Raw genomic sequence first — 20,782 nt, forward strand, 5'->3', positions numbered from 1 at the left:
GGTTGTTACGGGGAAACCGTGATAATATACAAGCAAAAGGAGAGGTCAATATGCAACGTACTAAGATTTCATTGACTATGCTGGCTGTTATGGCAGGGCTGGGAACGCTATTGTCAGGATGCGGGGAACAAGAAGCAGGTAAGCCGGCAGCTTCGAGCAGCCCAAGCCCGCAAACCGACGCTAACAAGTTTGCTACCAAAATGAAAATCTCAATGTTTAACCAAGGTACTTTCAACGCCGCCGCTCCGATCCCTCCACGTGATGAAGACGTTCAACGCCAAATGCTGGAAAAAGCGGTGAACATCGACTTGGATATGATGATTCCTCAAGCCGGGCAAGCAACAACCAAATTAAATACGCTTATTGCAGGCGGGGATATTCCAGATTTGCTTTTCTTGAAGAGTCGGGCCGATCTCGCGCAATATTATGACCAAGGCATTCTTGCGGATTTGACTCCGTACCTGGATCAATTCCCTGAATTGCAGAAGCGATTCGGCAAAGACTCCTGGGAAGCGATGTCCTATCAAGGAAAAACCATTGGAGTTCCAGGCTATGATAATGTAAATGGTATCAGTCGAAGCTTCTTCATCCGCAACGATTGGCTGAAAAAGCTGAATATGAAAGTGCCGACAACCCCTGATGAGCTGTTTGAAGTGATGAAAGCCTTTACGGAGAAAGACCCGGACGGAAACGGCAAAAACGATACGTACGGATTCATTGGCGGCATGAATAAAGAAGGCAATCTGCAAACCTACGGCTTCGACAGCTTGATGTGGATGTTTGGCGTCAATCCTCCCTCAGCCATTGATGTGATAGACAATAAACCGGTATTCCTATTTATCGATCCCAAAATGAAAGAGGCGCTCGCTTACATCAATAAAATGATGGAAGCCAAAGTTGTAGACCCGGACTGGGTGACGATGACTACGCCCGATTTGTTGGACCAAAAGTTATTTAAGGGTAAAGTTGGCTTCATGATAAGAGATGCCCGCAGGCTGGAGCCGGATTATCAGCAGAAAATGAAAGAAATCAGCGGAGAGGTGCCGGAATGGATCGTTATCCCTCCAATGAAAGGGCCTTACGGCGATCAAATCGTGGAGAGAAAATCGTTCCAAGGCAATTCATGGGCCATATCCAAGAAAGCGGACAAGGACAAAATCATTCGAATCTTGTCTATGCTGGAATATCTCTTTACGGACAAAGAAGCGTATCCGAATTTTGCATACGGAATTAAAGGGATTCATTGGGATCTGGTGGACGGAAAGGTCAAAAATAAAACATCCGAATTATCAAAGGAAATGAAAGAAAAGTACCTATGGGTCGATCATTATAGAATGCCGCGCCGTGGCGATGATGCCGAGTACTTCAGCTTCCAGAATCCTAAGACGGCAGAAGCTTTCACGAACAATCAGAAATATGTGGGGCTTACATTGCCCGGAAATATATTGACTGCAGACCCTAGCGATACCTTGGCAGCTGACCGCACACGTTTCATTAATGAAAGCTTAGTCAAATTTATGTCGGGCAAAGACCCTCTTTCCAACTGGGATAATTTCCTCAAAACGTTGGATACCAAGTTTGACATGCAGAAATATAAGGATACAGCAGTCAAGCAATTTAAAGAAGCGGGTTTAATCAAGTAATATAAGCGAAGAGAGTGGCGATTAGCAGCCCCTCTCTTTTATGCTATTCTTAGTTTAATACAGATTTAAAAGGAAGATGATCGATGCGAAGAAGAATCAGTATGCCTTTAAAATTATTTTTCATCGTGTTTGCGTTTGTATTAAGCTGCATAATCTTGATAAGCCAGTTGTCCTATCGCTATGTTCAAAAGGAAATAAGAACCAATGGCATTTATTACACAAACCAAATACTTGATAAGGTCGACCAGTATTTGACGGTTAACTTTTCCTCCTTCCAGACGATCTTGTTCTCGGTCGAAACATCGGTGAAAGCCAATATTGACAACACGGAAGTGATTAAAAAGCAATTAAGAGAGCTATATGAACTCAACAGTAATTACGTCAGCAACATTTACCTGATCAAAAGCGATTTATCCATTCTGGGCGGAAGTACGACTACGCGAATTTTCGATGAACCTTTATCTGACAGAAAACCATTGTTTGATGCGGCCGACAAGAACAGACGAACTACATTCGTCAGTGATCCTTATAAATCCAAGTATTCCGGCTGGACAGTTACGATGGTTCGATATCTGAACGGCGCTCCGTTTCCTATGGCCATTGCGGTAGATTTGGATCTAAATGCAATAGAAGAAACCTTGTTCAAGATTAATAAAAAAGAACAAATGAATCTGGCTCTGATCACCGCATCGGGTAAAATCATTGCCGGCTTTTCGGAAAATAGAGGACAGCTGAATATTCAAGATCATACTTTTTCAATCGGGGAAACGTCGGCGGAACAAATTCTTAATACTGCGGGAACAAGCCTTCAATTGCACACCAAGGATGGCATGCCGGTCTCCATTCTGAAGAAACCGACGGAGAAATTCAGTTGGTTCCTCATCTCGATTAACGACGAATCACGCTTGGAAGCTGCATTGTCGAGATTGGAAACCTATTATATCGGGCTTCTAGCCGCAGGTTTTCTCTTAAGTTTGTTCATTTCCTTTTTTATTGCCAAATATATAAGGAATCCGCTCTATGCGCTCAAAACAAAAATGAAGCGGGTGGAGCAAGGCGACCTGACAACTCCAATAACGATTAACCGAAACGATGAATTCGGAGATCTTTCCCTAGCCTTCGACCGTATGCTGCAGCAAATTGTGGAACTGATTCGGCGAGCGGAGCTTCATCATGAACTTGAGCGGAAGCTGGAAATCCAAGTGCTGCAGTCTCAAATAAACCCTCATTTTCTGTATAACACGCTTGGTTCTATCAGCAATGTCATACGCCTCGGACAAATCGAGAAAGTAGATGTAGTAATCGGGTCTCTCATTTCATTGTTGGAATACGGGATCGCCGACGCTTCGGAGAAGGTTTCACTGCGTCAGGAATTGCAAAATGTAGCGGACTATATCGCGATTCAGAACATCCGTTATAACAGCAACTTCCATTTGATTGAGAATATCGAAGAGGGGTTAATGGATTTTCCGGTTTTTCGAATGCTGCTGCAGCCCATTGTGGAGAATAGTATCTTCCATGGCTATAACGGAGGGGAGATCGAAGGTTCGATTACTATTCATGCGTACAGGGAGGACGGCATCATCATAATAGAAGTAGTTGATCAAGGCGAGGGAATCCCAGCTGATAGAATAAAGCATATTTTAATCTCAGAACCGAGTGATGTGGAAGTAAAAAGGAAAAGAATCGGTTTAAATAATATTCATGGTCGAATAAGACTTCACTACGGGGAACAGTTCGGGCTCCAAATCATAAGCATACCGAAGGAAATAACCCGTGTCCGCGCCGTATTCCCGGCAGGTTTGTTTAAAGGAGATGCATGATGGTGAGAGACTACACCTGCTTCATTGTTGACGATGAAGATCTAATCATTCAAAGATTGGAATTGTTTTTTAGCGAGCTCTCCCATCGGGAAAGCCGATTTCAATTAGTGGGAAAAGCGAATAATGGTTTGAAGGGCATAGAGGAGATCTTGAAGCTTAAGCCGGATATCGTGATATCCGATATCGTTATGCCGCGAATTGATGGGATCTCCATGATTGAGCAGTTAAAGCCGGAGCTTCCCCATACCCAATACATTCTTTTGACCGCCTATTCGTCTTTTGAGTACGCACAGAGAGCTATTCATGCCAACGTATTGGAGTACATTGTTAAGGTTCCGCTCAGGGAAGCGGATTTGGATCGAGCTTTGGATAAGGCAGCCGGAATATTGGATGGGGTTAAGAAAAAAGAAGAGGAATTTCAATCTTTAAACGTATCCGTTCTTGAAAATAAATATAGAGTCCGCAAGCAATTTTTTAACGAGCTGATCAGAGGGGAAATCCCTTCTCATCGGGCATCGGATTTCGCCAATCGCATGCAGTTCCATTTCTTTCAAGCCAACTATTGCTGCTTCATCGTTGAAATGAATCTGTATGAAAGTTTCCGAAATGAATATTCAGCGGTTGACCAAAGCATCTTGAAATATGCGATTACGAATGTAATCGAAGAAACCGTGATGAATTGTGGCGGGGGGGTAGCTGCGGAACTAACCGATAATCGGTTTATTGGCTTTCTTTCCTGGGAGCATAATCGCAGTGAGATGGATACGGAATATGTTTGCCAAACATTGGGGAGTCAGATCGTCGCCCATTTGCATCAATATTTGAATCAAAGGGTATCCGTTGCCTTTGGAGGTCCGCACCGAGGCTGGGAATCCATCAAACAAGCTTACACGGAAGCAAAAAATGTTAGTGAGGATTTCTATTATCATACAGAAAAAGTAGTGAAAACACCCGCGCACCGGTTCCATTACCATAATGACAAAAAGGACGACTTTCAGCAGAAACTGGGTGATTTTCTTGCATGGGTGCAAAGAAAGGTTTCCAAGGAAGAGCTGGAGAAACAATTTGCTGATTTAAACCAATTTGTTACGGATCATAAAATCCATAAGTCCATCATGGCACCTATGCTTCGAGACTTGTACAGAGACATTATTGCGAAATTTAGATCGGGGAACACGTTGACCGCGGATGTAGCGGAGTTTCCCATAGAATTTATGACATTTCGGGAGCAGCTTGCCTATATTGGCGACTTCACTTTCGAATATGTACATGCCGGCCAGCTTTTACATCGTGCAGAAATCATGAGTGCCATACGGTTTATAGAGAAAAACCTGAAACAGCGTTTAACGTTGGAGGCGATTGCCGAGGATGTGAATTTAGCTCCATCGTATTTTAGCAGCTTATTCAAAAAAACAATGAACGAAGGCGTGATCAGTTACATCAATCGCAAAAAAATTCAATTGGCTCTCGAACTCTTACATGTTCAGGATTATTCTTTATTGGAATTGTGCGAGGAAGTGGGGATTGTAAATGAAGGGTATTTCTGCAAATTGTTCAAGGAATATACGGGTGATACGCCTAAGCAATATCGGATAAAAATGACGCGGTATGAATCCAAATAAATGTAGGGCGTGTCTGAAAACCCACACAGGGGCATCTATCACCGCCTTTTCGCCCCCTGCTTCGTTCCGTTTGCTTGACGTACCCCCGGTACGCCTTCACAAACGCGCCTTGCATGGAACGAAAATTCGGCGATATCTGCTCCCTTCGGAGTTCTCAGACACGCCCTAGCAAAAAAATATATGAATTATTCGCGAAATCATGTAAAAAAACGGAGGTCAAAAGGATTACCATGATAGATGTATCTTATCGTGGAGGTTATCCAAATGGAGCTTATTAAAGCGGATGTAACCGTCGTAGGCGGAGGTATTGCCGGGCTATGCGCTGCCATTGCTGCCGCACGTCATGGACTGCAAGTATCACTTATTAATGATCGACCGGTTCTTGGGGGAAATGCCAGCAGCGAGGTCAGGGTTCATATCAACGGGTCGGCTTATCTCGGAAATAGTCCATCCTATTATGCGCGCGAGGGCGGGTTAGTTGAAGAACTCAAGATGAAGATTTTCCACTATAATCCGTTATATAACAAGAAGCTCATGCTATCGCTTTCGGATACGGTCTTGTTGGATATGGTCTATGATGAGCCTAACATTTCTCTATTTCTGAATACATGCGTGCATGAAACGGGCATGGAGAACGGCAGAATTAAATGGGTGGAAGGCCTTCAATTGGCTTCTGAAAGAAAATTTCGTTTTGAAAGCCGAACCTACATCGATTGCTCCGGAGACGGAGTTGTCGGATATCAGGCAGGTGCTCACTTCAGATGGGGGAGAGAAGCGAAGCATGAATACAAGGAAAACTTGGCTCCTGAAGTGGCGGACCATTACACAATGGGAGATACGATCCTGTTTCAAGCCCGTGACGTAGGATACTCCGTTCCGTACAAGAGGCCTGGCTTTGCATATGATATTACGAAGTTAGCGTTTTTCGATAGTATCAGAAGAGGCTTGAACCATCGGGCTATCCCAAGAAAAATCAACGGGCTTGGCGGATTGTGGTGGCTGGAATACGGCGGACATATGGATGTTATCAAAAACAATGAAGACATCGCATTGGAGCTGCGGAAATTGGTTTACGGGATTTGGGATTATATCAAAAATAGCGGCCAATTTGATGATGTTGACAATCTCATCTTGGATTATGTATGCCCGATTCCGGGAAAACGGGAGTCGAGGCGGTTTATCGGGGAGCACATGTTGTCTCAGAACGATCTTACTGCAAAGCCGCATTTCGAGGATGCTGTATCCGTCGGGGGATGGTATATGGATTTACATGCTGCTAAGGGCATCTACGATGAGGGACCGGCTACAGCATGGAATTTCGTGCCTGGATTGTACAATATCCCTTTCCGCAGTTTATTTTCTCGAAATATTCCTAATCTCATGTTCGCCGGCCGCAATATAAGCGCTACCCATGTGGCTTTCGGATCGACAAGGGTAATGGCAACCTGCGGTTGTATGGGACAGGCGGTTGGAACGGCTGCTTCGTTATGCTTGAAGTATGAGGTAGACCCTGCAGCCATAGTCGAAGCTCATATGGGGGAGCTGCAGGCGCTTCTGCTTCGAGACGGGCAAACGATTGTAGGGCTTCAAGAGGAATTGGATCCTTACTTCGCTGACGGATTAACGATTCGCGCCTCGTCTCAGCGCAGCTATGACAATCTTCATCCAACCGAAGCGATTCCCTTGGAGAAAGGGTTATGTTTGGTCTTGCCGATTCAGACATCCTTGGCTGAAAGCGTTCGGATCAAAATTAAGAATAGTTCCGAGCAATCGGAAACTCTGCATGTGAAGCTGTTTGGCGGGGAACGGAAGGAAAACTACATTCCCGATATCGAGTTGAAAGACTACCGCTTAGCTATTCCAGCCGGTCATGACGACTGGATTACGCTGGACTTGGGCTGCAAGAAACCGGCTGACGACAAAATTTACATCGTACTGGAAGGTACGGCGAGCCTTGCCGTATATGGCAATGAAGAGAAAATGACAGGAGCGGTCAGCTTCCATTATAGGCCGGAAGTGCCGTCCAAGCTGAAGAAACTCAATAAGAGCATTTGCTTCAAGGACCTGTCGCCATCCCAGAATATGTATAATCCCGAGAATGTCGTCAACGGCTTCTCCAGACCTTATGGTCTGCCGAACGGCTGGATTTCCGACCGTACGGAAGGACAGGAATGGTTGGAATTCTGTTTTGCAAGCCCCAAAAATGTAGGCGAAATCCATCTTGTTTTCAATTCGCAGTTGGATTTGGAGCATTTCGACGATCCTATCGAGCTTCTCATCCGAGATTATGATATGACCTTGACCTTAGAAGACGGGACGGAGAAGGAAATCATAATCCGCGGAAATTATCTCACGTTGAATAAACATATGGTGGATGCGAAAAGTGTAACCCGAATCCGGATTCATTCTATCGCAACTTACGGTTCGCCTTATCATGAAGTGTTTGCTGTAAAATTGTTTGCACCTAAAAACGATAAGTGAGGACAGGTGAAGTCGCGATGAAGGAATTTTTCCCTCGAAGAGGGCTGCCTAATGTAATTCAAAAGTTGGAAAATGGGGAAACGGTGACAATCGTCTATTTTGGCGGCAGTAATACGCGTTCTGAAGGATACAGGGTCATGACGGCGGATTGGCTTCGCGGGCAATATCCCAAGGCGGATATCCGCTCTGTGAATGCCGGCATTTCTGGGACAGGATCGGATTTGGGCTGCGCCCGTTTGGAGACGGATGTGCTTCGTCATCAGCCTGATCTGGTGTTTGTTGAATTTGTCGGTAACGATGGCGGAGTTCCCGAGTCCAAGGCGCGGATCGAAGGAATTGTCCGTCAAATCCGCAAGCGGAGCCGGTTTACCGATATCCTGTTCGTTTATACGGTGAAGGAGCGGGATGTGGTCGGATTTCAGTCTGGGGAATACCAGAAGGGGGCTCTCATGCAAGAGGAAGTGGCCGATTATTACGGTATTCCTTCGATTCATCTGGGCGTAGCGGTCTGTCAATTGGTGTCCGAGGGAAAGCTCATTTTTACCTCAGGGGCAGACCAGTCCATTCCCGGAGCCGTTGTTTTTACGCATGATTCGATCCATCCGACAATTCCCGAAGGACACCGGATTTACACGGATACGATCACCCGGTCATTTGAGAAAATTAGAGAACTTCGAGATCACTTGGGAAGGGTGGAACATAACTTGCCTCAGGCCCCTTTGGTCCCGGACAATCCTTGGGAGTACGCAGCTATGCTGCCACTGGATGACCATGCCAGTTTTTCGGCAGGATGGTCTTACAGGACCCCCGATGATTTCGCTTTGGTACGCGAGTATAATTGGTTGTTCCCCGGCTTATGGCGAGCAGTCGATCCCGGAGAGGCTATCACGGTCCAGTTCGAAGGCACTCACATCGGGTTGTTCGATATCGGGGGGCCGGATTCCGGCAGACTGAAGGTGACGGTGGATGGCGGGGAACCCTTCCTTGTCGATCGATTCACACCACATAACGATCATAATCGGAATCAGTATGTGTTCTTGCCGGAGCTCCCGAATGGGAGGCATACGGTTCGCTTCGAAGTCGATGCCGAGAAGACAGACAAAGCGGCCGTGTTTGAGGCATGCGGCAATGAACGAAGCAGGGAGCATGTTCAGCAGCATCCGGATTGGTACGATCAAACGGTGATCCAGCTTGGGAAGTTGTTATTGGTGCAGCCGCCATTATAATCGATAAAATCGGTTTGGAAGACCTTCATCGTATCTGACTGCAGTTTAGGGTCAGATATGATGCAGGTTTTTTTTACATAAAATAAAGATTTAGACTGGCAGGAGACGTGAAAGGCCATGTATGCAAAGTGTCGGATTTTGATAAGAGCGAGTTGGTTTTGTTACAATAAGCCTTGACGTCCGGCCATTTACCGCAGTGATAATAGTGGTGGAGAGGGAGCCGTTTGCAAGGGAAATCCATTATTTGATCATTTAATAATAGAATTGTAAATGATAGAGAGCAGGTGCGAAATATGACTGATGTGGAGCGATTAGCGGAGAAATTCGCTTATGAATCGTATGATATTGACAGTGTTTGCCGACTGGTCATTCAGCCGAAAAGTGTACTGGATGAATTCCGAACAGTTAAGTACGGCTTTCTTTTTATCATTCGCGGGTCTGTCAGAATAGGGGTAAACGGCACGATCTACGAATTGCTCCCGGGATTAGTATTCCATGCGGCTCCGGGTATGCAAATGGAAGCGAGAGTCACAAGTGAAACCGAGCTGGAGTATTACTCCGTTTTTTATAGTTTGGATAAGAGATGTGCTGAAGACAACAATCATGAATGCAACTCGCATTTCAAGCTTGAACCCGAAGCCGTTCCAAAAGTTTTAGAATTGCTGGGTATGCTTCATCAGAATGCGCATACGCCCGAAGGGATCGGGAAGCTTCGGGTGAAGGAATTATTTTTGAGCATCATGTATCAAGTGTTGGCAGGCCACAAAAATCGAGAGAGAAACAATTCGCCGAATATTGAAGTGATCGAAGAGGCTATCGCATATATCAAAAGGAATTACATGAACCCGTTGACTCTTGAAGAGTTAGCGCTGACGCATACGATGAATCCCAAAAGCTTCTCCTACTATTTTTACAAATACACAGGCTTTCGTCCAATCGACTTCGTTATCCAATATCGGATGGAAAGAGCGTGCGAATTGCTGAAGATCGGAAAATACCCAATCCGCGATATCGCTGTCAGTGTCGGTTATCCCAATCCCTTGTATTTCAGCAGAGCGTTTAAAAAGAAATTCGGCGCGTCACCTTCCGTTTACGCCGATAAATGAAATATGCATCATCGTTGAAAGCATAACGGCGCAATGTAGAAAACGGAGACGGATTTGATAATTGTGCATGTTACATTCGTTATTTATGTATTTGCATGGAAAGGAGTCTCTGCTAAACTACTTACTGAGAATGATTATCGTTATTATCGGAATTGATAATGAACATTTGTCGTTCTTCATGAATATGCATCCGATTGGCGGTTTCTAAGAGGGTGACTATATTATCGTACAGGAAAGGAAGGTAGCGACAAGTTGAAAGCAAATAGACAATTATGTATTGGATTTTCATTATCGGCGACATGGGTGAAGGGACATGGCTGGCGGCGTACTGACAGCGGCGTAGAGAAGCTGGATTCGATCGATTATTACATCGATTTGGCCAAGCTGGCGGAGAAAGCAAAGCTCGATTTTCTGTTCAGGGCGGATTATCTTTACATTAGTCCGCAAATGCTGGGCGATTCCGCAAATTACGGCAGTCCTGATCCAACGCTCATGTTTGCTGCGATTGCTCGCGAGACAGAGCAGATCGGATTGGTAACGACGGTTTCCACTACCTTTAATCCGCCGTATGTGGTTGCGAGGCAGCTTCAGTCCTTGCACTGGCTTAGCAACGGTCGTGCCGGCTGGAACATTGTAACTTCGATTGAAGGAGCGGAAAATTTCGGCGATTTGCCTATGCCTTCTCCACAGGTGAGGTATACGAAAGCTAGAGAGTTTACGAATGTGGTGCGAGAGCTATGGGCAAGCTTCCCGCGCGAAGCAATCCTGGTTGACCGCGAGACGGGCAAATTTACGGATCAGGAGCAAGTTTCCTCGATCAATCACTCAGGCGAGTTTTTCACCGTCAAGGGCCCGCTCACAATGCCGGCTCATCAATCGGGTACAATTCCTTTATTTCAAGCAGGCGCATCGGATATTGGACGAGATTTTGCCTCATCGGTAGCGGATGCCATTTTTGCAGCGATGCCGGATCTTGAGTCGGGGGTGGAGCTTCGTCACGATCTGAGAAGAAGGACTGAGGAGCATGGCCGCCATCCGGACTCGATCAAGGTATTGCCGGGGCTCTACTTTTTCCTGGCCGACAATCGCGAGGAAGCGCAGGCATTATTCGATGCGACGAACGCGCACTTCAGTACCGAGCGCAGACTGGCCTCGCTGAAATCGGTGCTTGGCCTTGATTTAAGCGATTTGGATCTGAAGGATCGAGTGACTGCCGACATGCTTCCCGATCCGAATCAGCCGGTCCGCAGCCGAACGCATGCCGAGCTGCTGCGCAGATATATTATCAACCGTCAGCCTACGGTAGCAGAGGTTTTGGCAAGGCCGGAGGTTGTCGGATCGGCACACTGGGTTTCGGTAGGAACGGTCGAGGATGTGTTGAACGATATCATACAGCGATTCGAAGCGGGTGCGATTGACGGATTTATTGCATTGCCGGGCGGCTCGGAAAAGTCGATGGAGCTGTTTTTCGAGAAGCTGATGCCGCAGCTTGTGGAACGCGGATTGTTCAGAAGCGAATATGCAGGCTCGACTTTGAAGGAGCATTTACGTATATAGCGTTCTTCCATTCGTTTCATAAGCGAACTCGGATGAATGAACGCAGGATGATGTACCATTTGTATGTAAGACTATGTTGGAGGAAGCAAAATGAAAAAATGGATTTGCTTAATTGCTGCGCTTATCATCCTGATAGGAGCGTTGGCCGGATGTACCGGAACGCCTGCAGAGGAAAACCCCTCCACAAACGCCGCCAATGGGCAAAAAAGCGAGCAGCCAACCGGTTCGAGCACGCCTGAAGCCGGCATTTCCGAGAAGGGCGCATGGCCGAGAACGATTACGGACGCTACCGGTAACAAAGTCGAGCTTAAGGAACGGCCTGAGCGTATAGCGGTGCTCCATCCCTTGTATTTGGATTACTTTTTCGCTTTGGAAAAGCCTCCGATTGCCTCGGGCAACGCAGCAAATGCGATGAAGGAATTCGCTACTTTACAGCCTTATAGAGGAAAGGCCGAGATAGCAGATTTGGGCAGCGGCAGAGATTTGAATATGGAAGCGATTATCGCCTCCAAACCGGATGTGATTGTAACCTTTAAAGGTCATGTTGACGCGCAGTATGAGGAGTTAAGCAAAATCGCTCCTGTCATCCAAATCGACTATAGCGACAAATGGGAAAATGCAACGATGATTTGCGCCCAGATTATCGGCAAAGAGGAATTGGCGGAGCGGCTTATCAAGGAAACCAAGGGTATGATCGAGAAAACGAAAGCGCAAATGGGCGATCTAAAAAATAAAAGCTTTGCCTTACTGAGGGTTGACAGCAAGTCCAATTTTACCGCTCAGGGGACGGCAAACACGACGTACTATAATGATACTACGGGTTTTGGTCTGATGAAGCCGAATGGATATCCGAAAGACGGAGCCGTATTATCCCTGGAAGCTTTGGCGGAAATGAATCCGGATTATATCATTATCCAGCATGCTCTGGATATTGCAAAGTCAGCGGTCAAGGAAAAGGAAGCTCTTGCCGTGTGGCAATCTCTAAACGCCGTGAAAAACAATCATGTTTTATTTTTTGATAATTCTCTGAATACAGGCAGCGTTCTGGCAATCCGCTTGGCCGCCGACAATTTTATGAAATTGCCAAAGTGATAAGGCCTAGGCTGCTCTTTAAATGATAGACAAGTTGGTCCGGCTGTCCCGAAGCTGCTGTCGGGTGACAAGAACATAGCAGGTCAATCGAATAGACCAAAAGGGCTGCCGAGACTGGCAGCCTTTTGGTGTTATACCATGTAGGCTGCTGCAGGGTATTCAAGCGACCGCATCATTTAAAAGAATCAATTGATAACGATTATCAATCGCGTTATAATCTTTAGAGAAATTAACGATGTCGGCCATCCATGAAACCCGCGGAGAGACGGGTGGCAGGAATGCTATTAAAATCCCGCGTTCCAGTCTCTGTTACGAATACTCGAGTTAACGATGAAGATCAGTAACATAGTAAGAACATCGGAAAAGAGGATGCGAAAATATGACCCGACTTCAAGAAAACGGGGACGCTCCGGTCGGAGGGCAATTGTTGGGGACCACTTGGTTCGGATTAATGGACGTCTTTCGGGATGTGCACAATGCAGCCTACCGTTTGATCTATGAGGCCACTCCGGGTTATGTGCTCCTTGCATCGGCCAGGCCGCTCGGCAGCATCGTCATTGACGGCGTCCCATATCCGTTTGCGCCGTATACAGTGCGGTTCGCATTGCCAGGCCAGCGGGTGGAGGCGGTTTACGAATCGACAGGGGGCCAGCCGCTCTATCGATTTCATTTTGACATTATCTCTTCTGATGGAAGCGGAGTACCGGCAGAGCAGCTGCTCATGGAGAACGAAAGGTCGGTTGCTTCCGCTTCCGTGCAATCGCTATGCGAGAAGATTGCCGATTATTGGCGAACCGGCGACGAGGCAGACCGCTTTGCCAGCCAAGCCGGGTTCCAGGAATTGCTGCACTTGCTGTTCAAGAAGCAAGGCCGCAGCGAAGATGTGCTGGAGAAAGCGTTCGAATATATGAAGCTTCGATATCGGGAAATTGTCACAGTCGAGATCCTGGCCGAGGAGGCGGGCATGAGCAGATATTATTTCATGCGATCGTTTAAAGAGAGATTCGGCCAAAGTGCTATGGACTGTCTCGCGGAGCTCCGCACGAATGAGGCTAAGCGGCTGCTGGAGGCCGGCGGGTCCGTACGCGACGCCGCTTACGCAGTCGGTTACAAGGATCCGCTTTACTTCAGCAGCCAGTTCAAGAAGCAGGTCGGGTTTCCTCCGCGAATCTATGTCGCAAACCGGAAGTGCAGAACGGCTGCGTACAGCTGGCCCAACATCGGCCACTTGCTTTCTCTGCAGATCATTCCTTACGCCGCTCCGATCGACCAGCCCTGGTCGGACGATTATCGCCGAAAGTACCGCTTCGATGTCAAAGTGCCGCTGAGCCATGACTATGACTTTAATCGGAAGGCGCTGCAACGGGCACGCCCGGACCGAATCGTCGCCCTGAGCGAGATGATTCCCGAGGAAGAAAAGGAGAAGCTGCGGGGGATTGCGCCTGTCCTGTTCCTGAATTGGCATCGGGAAGACTGGCGGTCTCATCTGCTGCAGACGGCCCGGTTTCTAGACAGGGAGAAGGAAGGGGAGCAGTGGCTCGCGCGTTACGACAGCAAAGCTGAAGCGATGCGCCATAACGTTCCCGCATCGTTTTGCCATGGAGGATTGCTCATTCTCAATATTTCGCCGCTCGGGATCCAGATCTGGGGTAAACGGGCAGGAACGGTGCTGTACGACGACTTGGGAGTCCGATGCGCACGAGGTGTCGAACGGATCGAATATACGGAATTCGCGAAGGTCGAGCGGTTGGCGGCGATCGACGCAGACGCGCTGATGGTCAGCGTTATGCGGGAACGGCAATCTCTTGCAGAATGGGAGCGGCTGCAGCAGTCGGAGTGCTGGAAGGGTTTGAAGGCCGTTAGGAACCGGAACGTCTATTTGATGTCCGGTGATTCTTGGCACCGGGAACCGATCCTGGAGTATACGGCTAACCGGCACGAGCTTTTGCTGCAAGAACTTGACTTGTTATTTCGTGCTCAGTAACAGGGATAAAGTCAGCACCTTTTCCTATTCCCACAGAAGAGGATCATCATTATAATCAGGTTACGAGAATGATTCTCAATATCGATAATATTTGGAGGGAATACTATGCTTCTAACAGAGATAGCCGCTCTCGTCAGCCGAAGCGCGCCAAAGGGGCAAAAGAAGGGGAAAAAACAAGGGCTTGCCGCGATGATCATCCTGCTTCTCCTTATGGCACTGGCCAGCGCATGCGGGAACAAAACGAACGTGAGCGAGAATGGAAGCGCGGGAGAAGCCCCAAGCACCGGGCTGTCGAGTTCATCGAAACCGGCGCTTGAGGCAAAGGAGCCGAAGACACGAACGATCGAGCACGCCTTTGGCAAGACGGAAGTGCCTCTGCATCCGAAACGTGTCGCCGTTTTTGGCTTAGAGGATATCACGCTGTCCTTAGGGGTTCCGATGGTGTACGCTTATGATTTCGACGGTTACTTCTTAGACAGCAGGCTTAAAGCGTTAAACATTCCGCTTTCGGGAAGCGCGGATTTCAAACCGAACCTAGAGGCAATCCTGGACGCACAGCCGGATCTCATCATTGTTCAGGCCTATTCCACCGACGAGAAAGGGTACGCCGAGCTGAGCAAGATCGCTCCGACAATCGCCTTCACTCCGAACGATTGGAAGTCCTCCATCGTAGATATCGGAAAAGCGACCGGCCTGGAGGACAAAGCGCAAGAAGTGATTCGAGCTTATGAAGACAAGCTCGCGAAGGCCAAGAGCGCTATCGTTTCGGCTGTAGGGCCGGATAAAACGGTGGTATACATGCGCCCTTCGGACAAGGACCTGCAGGTGTACTTTCCCAGCTTCGCTCCACTCGTCTACAAGGAGTTGGGATTGAAGCCCGATAACAGCATCGCTGCGTTCCAGAAAGAATCGTCCGACGATTGGGGCATCAATACGTCGCTGGAGAAGCTTCCTTCGATTACCGCCGATTATGTGTTCGCCATTTATGGGGGATCGATCGATAACGCGCAGGATTTCGCTAAATTAAGCGCAGCTTCGATCGAGGTAGAAAAAATGCAAGTGTGGAAGGCGATGCCGGCAGTCAAGCAAAATCACGTATTCAAAGTCTCGGCCAGACACTGGATGATGTCAGGTCCGATCGCCGACGGCAAATCGATCGACGATGTGGTGGCCGCCGTCACCGGCAAGCAATAACGGGCATTCGACTACATACATACGAAGCAATCTGATGCTTTCCACGAAGGGGCCATTGCCGACATCGGTTGACGAGTAGCGGCTTCATCATGCCGCGGAGCGTTTAGTGACAAGAACGAGATCTCATGAAAAGTCGCATATCATGCGGCTTTTTTGTTTTTATGGTGGCAAGCGACAGAGGGGACAAGTCATGACCTCGGCAGCAACAACTATTTTGAGAAGACAGGAGCAGATTGCCGCGGTAACGGCTCTCTTTTTCATTGAAGTAACGGGAGTGTTAGTCGTGGAGGCTTGGAGGAAAAAATAAACTTTAACAAGAATTATACCTATGAAGTAACTATTTATGAGGTGATTACTGATGAGTTGGTTACAAGGGGGCCCATTTTTAGAACTTAGCTTCATAATTAAAGAACCAACCAAGCTTGAAACAGTTATCTCCAAGATGAAAGAAGGTAACGTCAAAATAGAATTTCATTGCCCTTCAGATTATATTCAGCAATTTTACGAGGGTTATCTTTATGACGAAGATGATCCTCACAGTGTAAAGATACATCAGATAACAATAAACCTAACTGTCCACACAACCCGAAAACGGAGAGCTCTACTTTTGGTCGAGAAAATTAGTTCGGGCTTATTATCTTATTCTATTTGTTTTTTCGGAGATACAACTGATGCCCCAGAATGGAATCAACCAGGAGTAAGACATGATGAATTAGATGAATTTATCTCTTTATTGATCTCACTTTATAGAGAATTAAAGTTTAGCGTCGGTGGTATAGCCATAGAGGAAGATACCAAAGCTTTTTTTGACGTTAATGAAACATGGCCAAACGAAAATTACAACTTAACAAATCTTAAATTCGAAGATAACCTAAGAAAGTTTCATGCCGTCTTAATAGATCAATCATTAAAAAATAAACTACCTGATGAACTGTACACATCAATTAATAATTCAGGTTTGCTTTATCGATCTTCGTTCAACTAACGGAAAAACTATGTGATATAATGGCAATCTATAGATTGATTGCGCCTTAAGAAAGGAATCGCTAACCATGATCATCGCTGTCGATGTGTATTATGAGGAAGATAAAGCGAAATCGGTGGGGGTTATATTTCAAGGCTGGGGAGATTCGAAACCACTCGAAATCATTACGTCTTATACGGAAAACCCTCTCGAATACGAAACGGGTTTTTTCTATAAACGAGAGCTTCCGTGCATACGGGAACTGTTGAAACCTACCGATATAAACCAAATACATACCATTGTTGTGGACGGTTATGTGTACTTAGATAATGAGAAAAAGCCCGGGCTCGGACATTACGTTTACACTGAATTTTCTGAGAAAATACCGGTGATCGGTGTTGCAAAAAGCTCCTTTCACGACAACGAAGCTTTTGTCAAAAAACTTTACCGAGGCAAAAGCACCAAACCTTTGTTTATAACCTCTGCCGGCATGGAGCTGTCAGTCGCAGCCGGTCACATACAGAGTATGTACGGAGAATTCCGATTTCCGCATTTGCTGAAATTGCTGGATAAGCAAACGAAGGAAACCCGGCTATAGGCGAAAGGGGGATTCAATATGATGTTTTGGAAGAAAGAATCACAGCTTGATCGAATAAATAACAAACTCGAAAAAGCAATGCGCAAAGATTCGGCTTTTTTGGTGTTTGGATCATCCTCACATAAATACACGGTTTACGATAAGCTTACAACAAAAGAACTTGCGGACTGGCAAGTAAAATATCAGGTAACGCTTCCGGAGCCATATGCCCAGTTTTTAACGAAAGTCGGAAATGGAGGCGCCGGTCCGTTTTACGGCATCTATCCGCTTGAAAAGGCGGCTTCCTATACCGGTACGAATGCGCTCGCTACAAAATGCGTTCTGTACCCGGGAATGTCAAAAGAGGAATGGAACCCTCTTATCGAACCCTTGATCAGTGATGAGGACATTTCCGACCTGGAATACGACGCAACCCGTGAAAAGGTGCTGGGCGGCATGTTGTGTATCGGCACACAAGGGTGCGAATACGATATGTATCTCGTACTTGAAGGGGATTTTAAGGGGAAAATCGTGTACACTTCAGATTTTTATCAGGATCATCCCTTTTTCTTTGTTTATGAAGATAATTTTCTGGACTGGTATGAGCGCTGGTTGGACGAAATAATTCTGGATTATGATATCGCATGGTTTGGCAGCAGAATGCCGGGCGATGAAAATGCGTTGATACAGGTTTATCAAGACGCCTCAAACGAAAAAATCAAATCGGATGGGCTTGCCGGAATGTTCAAGTTTAAGAAAATCACGCAGCCGGCCATTGATTTTTTAAAAAGCGTTGCCGATCAAAGACAATCCGATCGCACTACTGCCATTCAGCTAATTTGCAAGACTTCATTTGATGCGGGAAGAGACTATCTTATGGAGCTGCTTCTTTCAAATAGAAATGAGGATTTTTTACAAGCTTTAATGATTCTGAACTGGTACGGCAAATCTTATGATCTAACGGAATTTATTAAAGCGATCTTGCAAAGTCTTGACAAGGTACGGGACCCGGAAACACTACGTCATGTGGGGTATGTGCTGGAATCCTCCGACGCGATTACCGTCCAAAACTTTGAGCCTTTTTTGTGCCACACCGACTCGAGTATGCAAGCTGCCGCAATCTATGCCGCACGCAACTGCAATGACAAATCGGAAAGTTGGGAAATCATTGAACGGATGTTATTAGGCGGCGATGAAATTGTGATGAAAAACACGATTTTATATTGGGGGTTGATCCCTCATGAGAAGTTATTGCCTTATTATAAAGCCGCATGGCCGGATTATAAAAACAATGAAAATTTCAGGGATAAATTTATAGGTTGTTTGAAAGAATTACATTTGCCGGAAGATTATTTTGACAAAGAATAATGGCTTTTCTTACTACAATGATATTTATTCGCTGGACAAGCAGCTAGATTTTATCGTCGATAGTTCATGTTCCCGACTCTTGTGCTTTAATGTAAGAAGAGAATTTAGACGACAAGCTGAGGAAGTGGGAATATGAAGCGGCTAACGATCGGTTTGTTGGCCCATGTGGATGCGGGCAAGACGACATTTGCGGAACAGTTGCTATACCATACGAACAGCATCCGTTCGAGGGGGCGGGTGGATCATAAAGATGCCTTCCTGGACAGCCACGACATCGAGCGGGAAAGGGGCATAACGGTGTTCGCCGATCAGGCGGTTATGGACTATAAAGGCGACGTTTTCTATTTGATTGATACGCCCGGGCACGTTGATTTTTCAGCGGAGATGGAGCGTGCGATTCAAGTATTAGATTACGCCATTGTGATTGTCAGCGCCGTTGAAGGTGTTCAAGGCCATACCGAGACTGTCTGGCAGTTGCTGCGCAAACATCGGGTTCCGACGTTTTTCTTCATCAATAAGACCGATCGGATCGGCGCCGATGCAGTCCGAACCGAAGCGGACATACGCCGGCATTTGACCGGGGATGTCTGTTCCATCACGGAAAGCTTTGTTGACGGCATTGTCAGTGAAGCGTTGCGGGAGGTAATGGCTGAGCGGGACGAGTCTTTGCTTGAAGCGTTCCTGGAGGGAAAGGATGATCAAAGCTTCTGGCGGCACGCCTTTATGGAAATGGTGCGAGAGAGCCGTCTTTTTCCGTGCGCCTGCGGGTCTGCGCTGCAGGATACGGGCATTATACAATTTTTGGATCAACTGCACCTGCTGACAACTATGACTTATGACGAGACTGCTCCTTTTGGGGGCCGAATATATAAAATTCGTCACGATGCAAACGGAGTCAGGCTTACGTTCATCAAAGCGCTGAGCGGTTGTCTGAAGGTCCGTGAGCAGCTCGGCTATGAGAATGGCGGGATTCGATACGAAGAGAAGATTACGCGGATCTTATTGTTTAACGGCTTCAGAACGCAGCCGGTGGAGCAAGTATCAGCCGGCGATTTGTTTGCGGTTGCGGGTTTGTCTTCTGCCGAGGTCGGACAAGGCTTGGGGCTTTACGCAGATAAGTTGTCTTACGAGTCGGAACCGACACTGCAAGCGAAAGTTCAATTCGACGATTCGCTTCATGTGCAGCAAGTGCTCGGAAAGTTCCGGATGCTGAATGCGGAGGACCCGACGTTAAACGTCTTTTGGGAAGAGAGCCTGCAGGAGATTCACATTCGCGTCATGGGCCTGATCCAGTTGGAAGTGCTTGTACATGTAGTGAAAGAGCGATTCGGTTTCGATATCTCTTTCAGCAAGCCGGAAATTTTATATAAAGAAACGATCCAGTCCGCCGTAACGGGGTATGGACACTTCGAACCGCTCAGGCATTATGCGGAAGTACACCTTCTGCTTGAACCTGGGGAACGGGGCAGCGGAATCCAATTCGCCAGCGTATGTCATCCGGATGACCTAGGTTATAACTATCAAAATCTGATTCGGGCGCATCTCTATGAGCGGGAGCATCACGGGCTGTTATCAGGCAAGCCGGTCACGGACATGAAGATCACGTTACTGAGAGGCGGGGCGCATAACGAACATACGCATGGAGGCGACTTCCGCGAGGCCGCATTTCGCGCACTGCGTCAGGGGCTGGAGAAAGCGAACAACTTGCTGCTCGAACCCTACTACGATTTCAAAATCAAGGTGGGAATAAACGAGATGGGGAGGGTGATGTCCGATATTCGGCGTGCCACAGGTACGTTCGAGCCGCCGCAAACGAAGGATAACCACGCGGTCATTACGGGAAGGGTACCCGTGTCGACCTTTATGAACTACAGCTCCGAGCTCGCTTCCTTCACACATGGACGAGGCAGCATCCGGTGTATGTTCAGCGGCTACGACCGGTGTCATAATGCCGATGAAGTGATCGAACGAATCGGCTATTTGAAGGAATCGGACCCTCTCTATACCTCCTCCTCCATTTTCTGCGCCAAGGGAGCTGGTTATTCCGTGCCCTGGGACGAGGCGGAAGCCAAGATGCACCTTCTTTAAGCGGACCGATTAGAATGCAAATTTGTTTGCTGAACCCGGTCATTTTGTTTAGACTAT

At 47.0% G+C, this 20,782-nt stretch carries 14 protein-coding genes; all 14 read left to right on the plus strand.

Features of this window, described 5'->3' with window-relative positions:
* Positions 1-2 precede the first annotated feature (2 nt).
* The 14 genes from DQG23_RS03835 to DQG23_RS03900 all read left to right on the plus strand — a co-directional run bounded on the left by DQG23_RS03835 (position 3) and on the right by DQG23_RS03900 (position 20,725).
* The gene (locus tag DQG23_RS03835; RefSeq protein WP_238177725.1) at positions 3-1,643 is read left to right on the plus strand and encodes an extracellular solute-binding protein; all 1,641 of its coding nucleotides are present in this window, start codon (positions 3-5) and stop codon (positions 1,641-1,643) included.
* Between the two features lie 125 nt (positions 1,644-1,768).
* The gene (locus tag DQG23_RS03840; protein ID WP_238177726.1) at positions 1,769-3,466 is read left to right on the plus strand and encodes a sensor histidine kinase; all 1,698 of its coding nucleotides are present in this window, start codon (positions 1,769-1,771) and stop codon (positions 3,464-3,466) included.
* Positions 3,466-5,088 (plus strand): response regulator, encoded by a 1,623-nt coding sequence (locus DQG23_RS03845; RefSeq protein WP_113029445.1) that lies wholly within the window; start codon positions 3,466-3,468, stop codon positions 5,086-5,088. Before DQG23_RS03840 ends, DQG23_RS03845 begins: the two co-directional genes overlap by 1 nt.
* Before the next feature lie 264 nt (positions 5,089-5,352).
* Positions 5,353-7,569 (plus strand): FAD-dependent oxidoreductase, encoded by a 2,217-nt coding sequence (locus DQG23_RS03850; protein WP_113029446.1) that lies wholly within the window; start codon positions 5,353-5,355, stop codon positions 7,567-7,569.
* Between the two features lie 17 nt (positions 7,570-7,586).
* Positions 7,587-8,795, plus strand: a complete 1,209-nt coding sequence (locus DQG23_RS03855) for an SGNH/GDSL hydrolase family protein (protein WP_113029447.1) — start codon at positions 7,587-7,589, stop codon at positions 8,793-8,795.
* 293 nt (positions 8,796-9,088) lie between these two features.
* Complete coding sequence (locus DQG23_RS03860) at positions 9,089-9,901, plus strand: helix-turn-helix domain-containing protein (RefSeq protein WP_113029448.1); 813 nt, start codon at positions 9,089-9,091, stop codon at positions 9,899-9,901.
* 252 nt (positions 9,902-10,153) lie between these two features.
* Complete coding sequence (locus tag DQG23_RS03865) at positions 10,154-11,458, plus strand: NtaA/DmoA family FMN-dependent monooxygenase (RefSeq protein ID WP_113029449.1); 1,305 nt, start codon at positions 10,154-10,156, stop codon at positions 11,456-11,458.
* A 90-nt stretch (positions 11,459-11,548) separates the two neighbouring features.
* Positions 11,549-12,550 carry an ABC transporter substrate-binding protein gene (locus DQG23_RS03870; protein ID WP_113029450.1) on the plus strand — a complete coding sequence of 334 codons (1,002 nt, stop codon included), beginning with the start codon at positions 11,549-11,551 and terminating at the stop codon, positions 12,548-12,550.
* A 379-nt stretch (positions 12,551-12,929) separates the two neighbouring features.
* Entirely contained in the window at positions 12,930-14,534 is a 1,605-nt protein-coding gene (locus DQG23_RS03875; protein ID WP_113029451.1) for an AraC family transcriptional regulator, read from the plus strand.
* 105 nt (positions 14,535-14,639) lie between these two features.
* Positions 14,640-15,728, plus strand: coding sequence for an ABC transporter substrate-binding protein (locus tag DQG23_RS03880; RefSeq protein ID WP_113029452.1), 1,089 nt, complete (start codon positions 14,640-14,642; stop codon positions 15,726-15,728).
* 358 nt (positions 15,729-16,086) lie between these two features.
* Positions 16,087-16,713, plus strand: coding sequence for a hypothetical protein (locus DQG23_RS03885; RefSeq protein WP_113029453.1), 627 nt, complete (start codon positions 16,087-16,089; stop codon positions 16,711-16,713).
* A gap of 34 nt (positions 16,714-16,747) precedes the next feature.
* Positions 16,748-17,290 carry an endonuclease V gene (locus tag DQG23_RS03890; protein WP_337589384.1) on the plus strand — a complete coding sequence of 181 codons (543 nt, stop codon included), beginning with the start codon at positions 16,748-16,750 and terminating at the stop codon, positions 17,288-17,290.
* Between the two features lie 18 nt (positions 17,291-17,308).
* Entirely contained in the window at positions 17,309-18,637 is a 1,329-nt protein-coding gene (locus tag DQG23_RS03895) for an SMI1/KNR4 family protein (RefSeq protein WP_113029455.1), read from the plus strand.
* A 132-nt stretch (positions 18,638-18,769) separates the two neighbouring features.
* A complete protein-coding gene (locus DQG23_RS03900; protein ID WP_113029456.1) occupies positions 18,770-20,725 on the plus strand; it encodes a GTP-binding protein in 1,956 nt (651 codons plus the stop codon).
* Positions 20,726-20,782: the final 57 nt, after the last annotated feature.

Source organism: Paenibacillus contaminans, from assembly GCF_003285015.1.
In the GTDB taxonomy this organism is placed as follows: domain Bacteria; phylum Bacillota; class Bacilli; order Paenibacillales; family NBRC-103111; genus Paenibacillus_V; species Paenibacillus_V contaminans.

Excerpts from the sequence above, each read along its gene's own strand:
- DQG23_RS03845 (WP_113029445.1), top strand. The coding sequence starts at position 3,466 with ATGGTGAGAGACTACACCTGCTTCATTGTTGACGATGAAGATCTAATC.
- DQG23_RS03850 (WP_113029446.1), top strand. The coding sequence starts at position 5,353 with ATGGAGCTTATTAAAGCGGATGTAACCGTCGTAGGCGGAGGTATTGCC.
- DQG23_RS03855 (WP_113029447.1), top strand. The coding sequence starts at position 7,587 with ATGAAGGAATTTTTCCCTCGAAGAGGGCTGCCTAATGTAATTCAAAAG.
- DQG23_RS03860 (WP_113029448.1), top strand. The coding sequence starts at position 9,089 with ATGACTGATGTGGAGCGATTAGCGGAGAAATTCGCTTATGAATCGTAT.
- DQG23_RS03870 (WP_113029450.1), top strand. The coding sequence starts at position 11,549 with ATGAAAAAATGGATTTGCTTAATTGCTGCGCTTATCATCCTGATAGGA.
- DQG23_RS03875 (WP_113029451.1), top strand. The coding sequence starts at position 12,930 with ATGACCCGACTTCAAGAAAACGGGGACGCTCCGGTCGGAGGGCAATTG.
- DQG23_RS03880 (WP_113029452.1), top strand. The coding sequence starts at position 14,640 with ATGCTTCTAACAGAGATAGCCGCTCTCGTCAGCCGAAGCGCGCCAAAG.
- DQG23_RS03885 (WP_113029453.1), top strand. The coding sequence starts at position 16,087 with ATGAGTTGGTTACAAGGGGGCCCATTTTTAGAACTTAGCTTCATAATT.
- DQG23_RS03895 (WP_113029455.1), top strand. The coding sequence starts at position 17,309 with ATGATGTTTTGGAAGAAAGAATCACAGCTTGATCGAATAAATAACAAA.
- DQG23_RS03900 (WP_113029456.1), top strand. The coding sequence starts at position 18,770 with ATGAAGCGGCTAACGATCGGTTTGTTGGCCCATGTGGATGCGGGCAAG.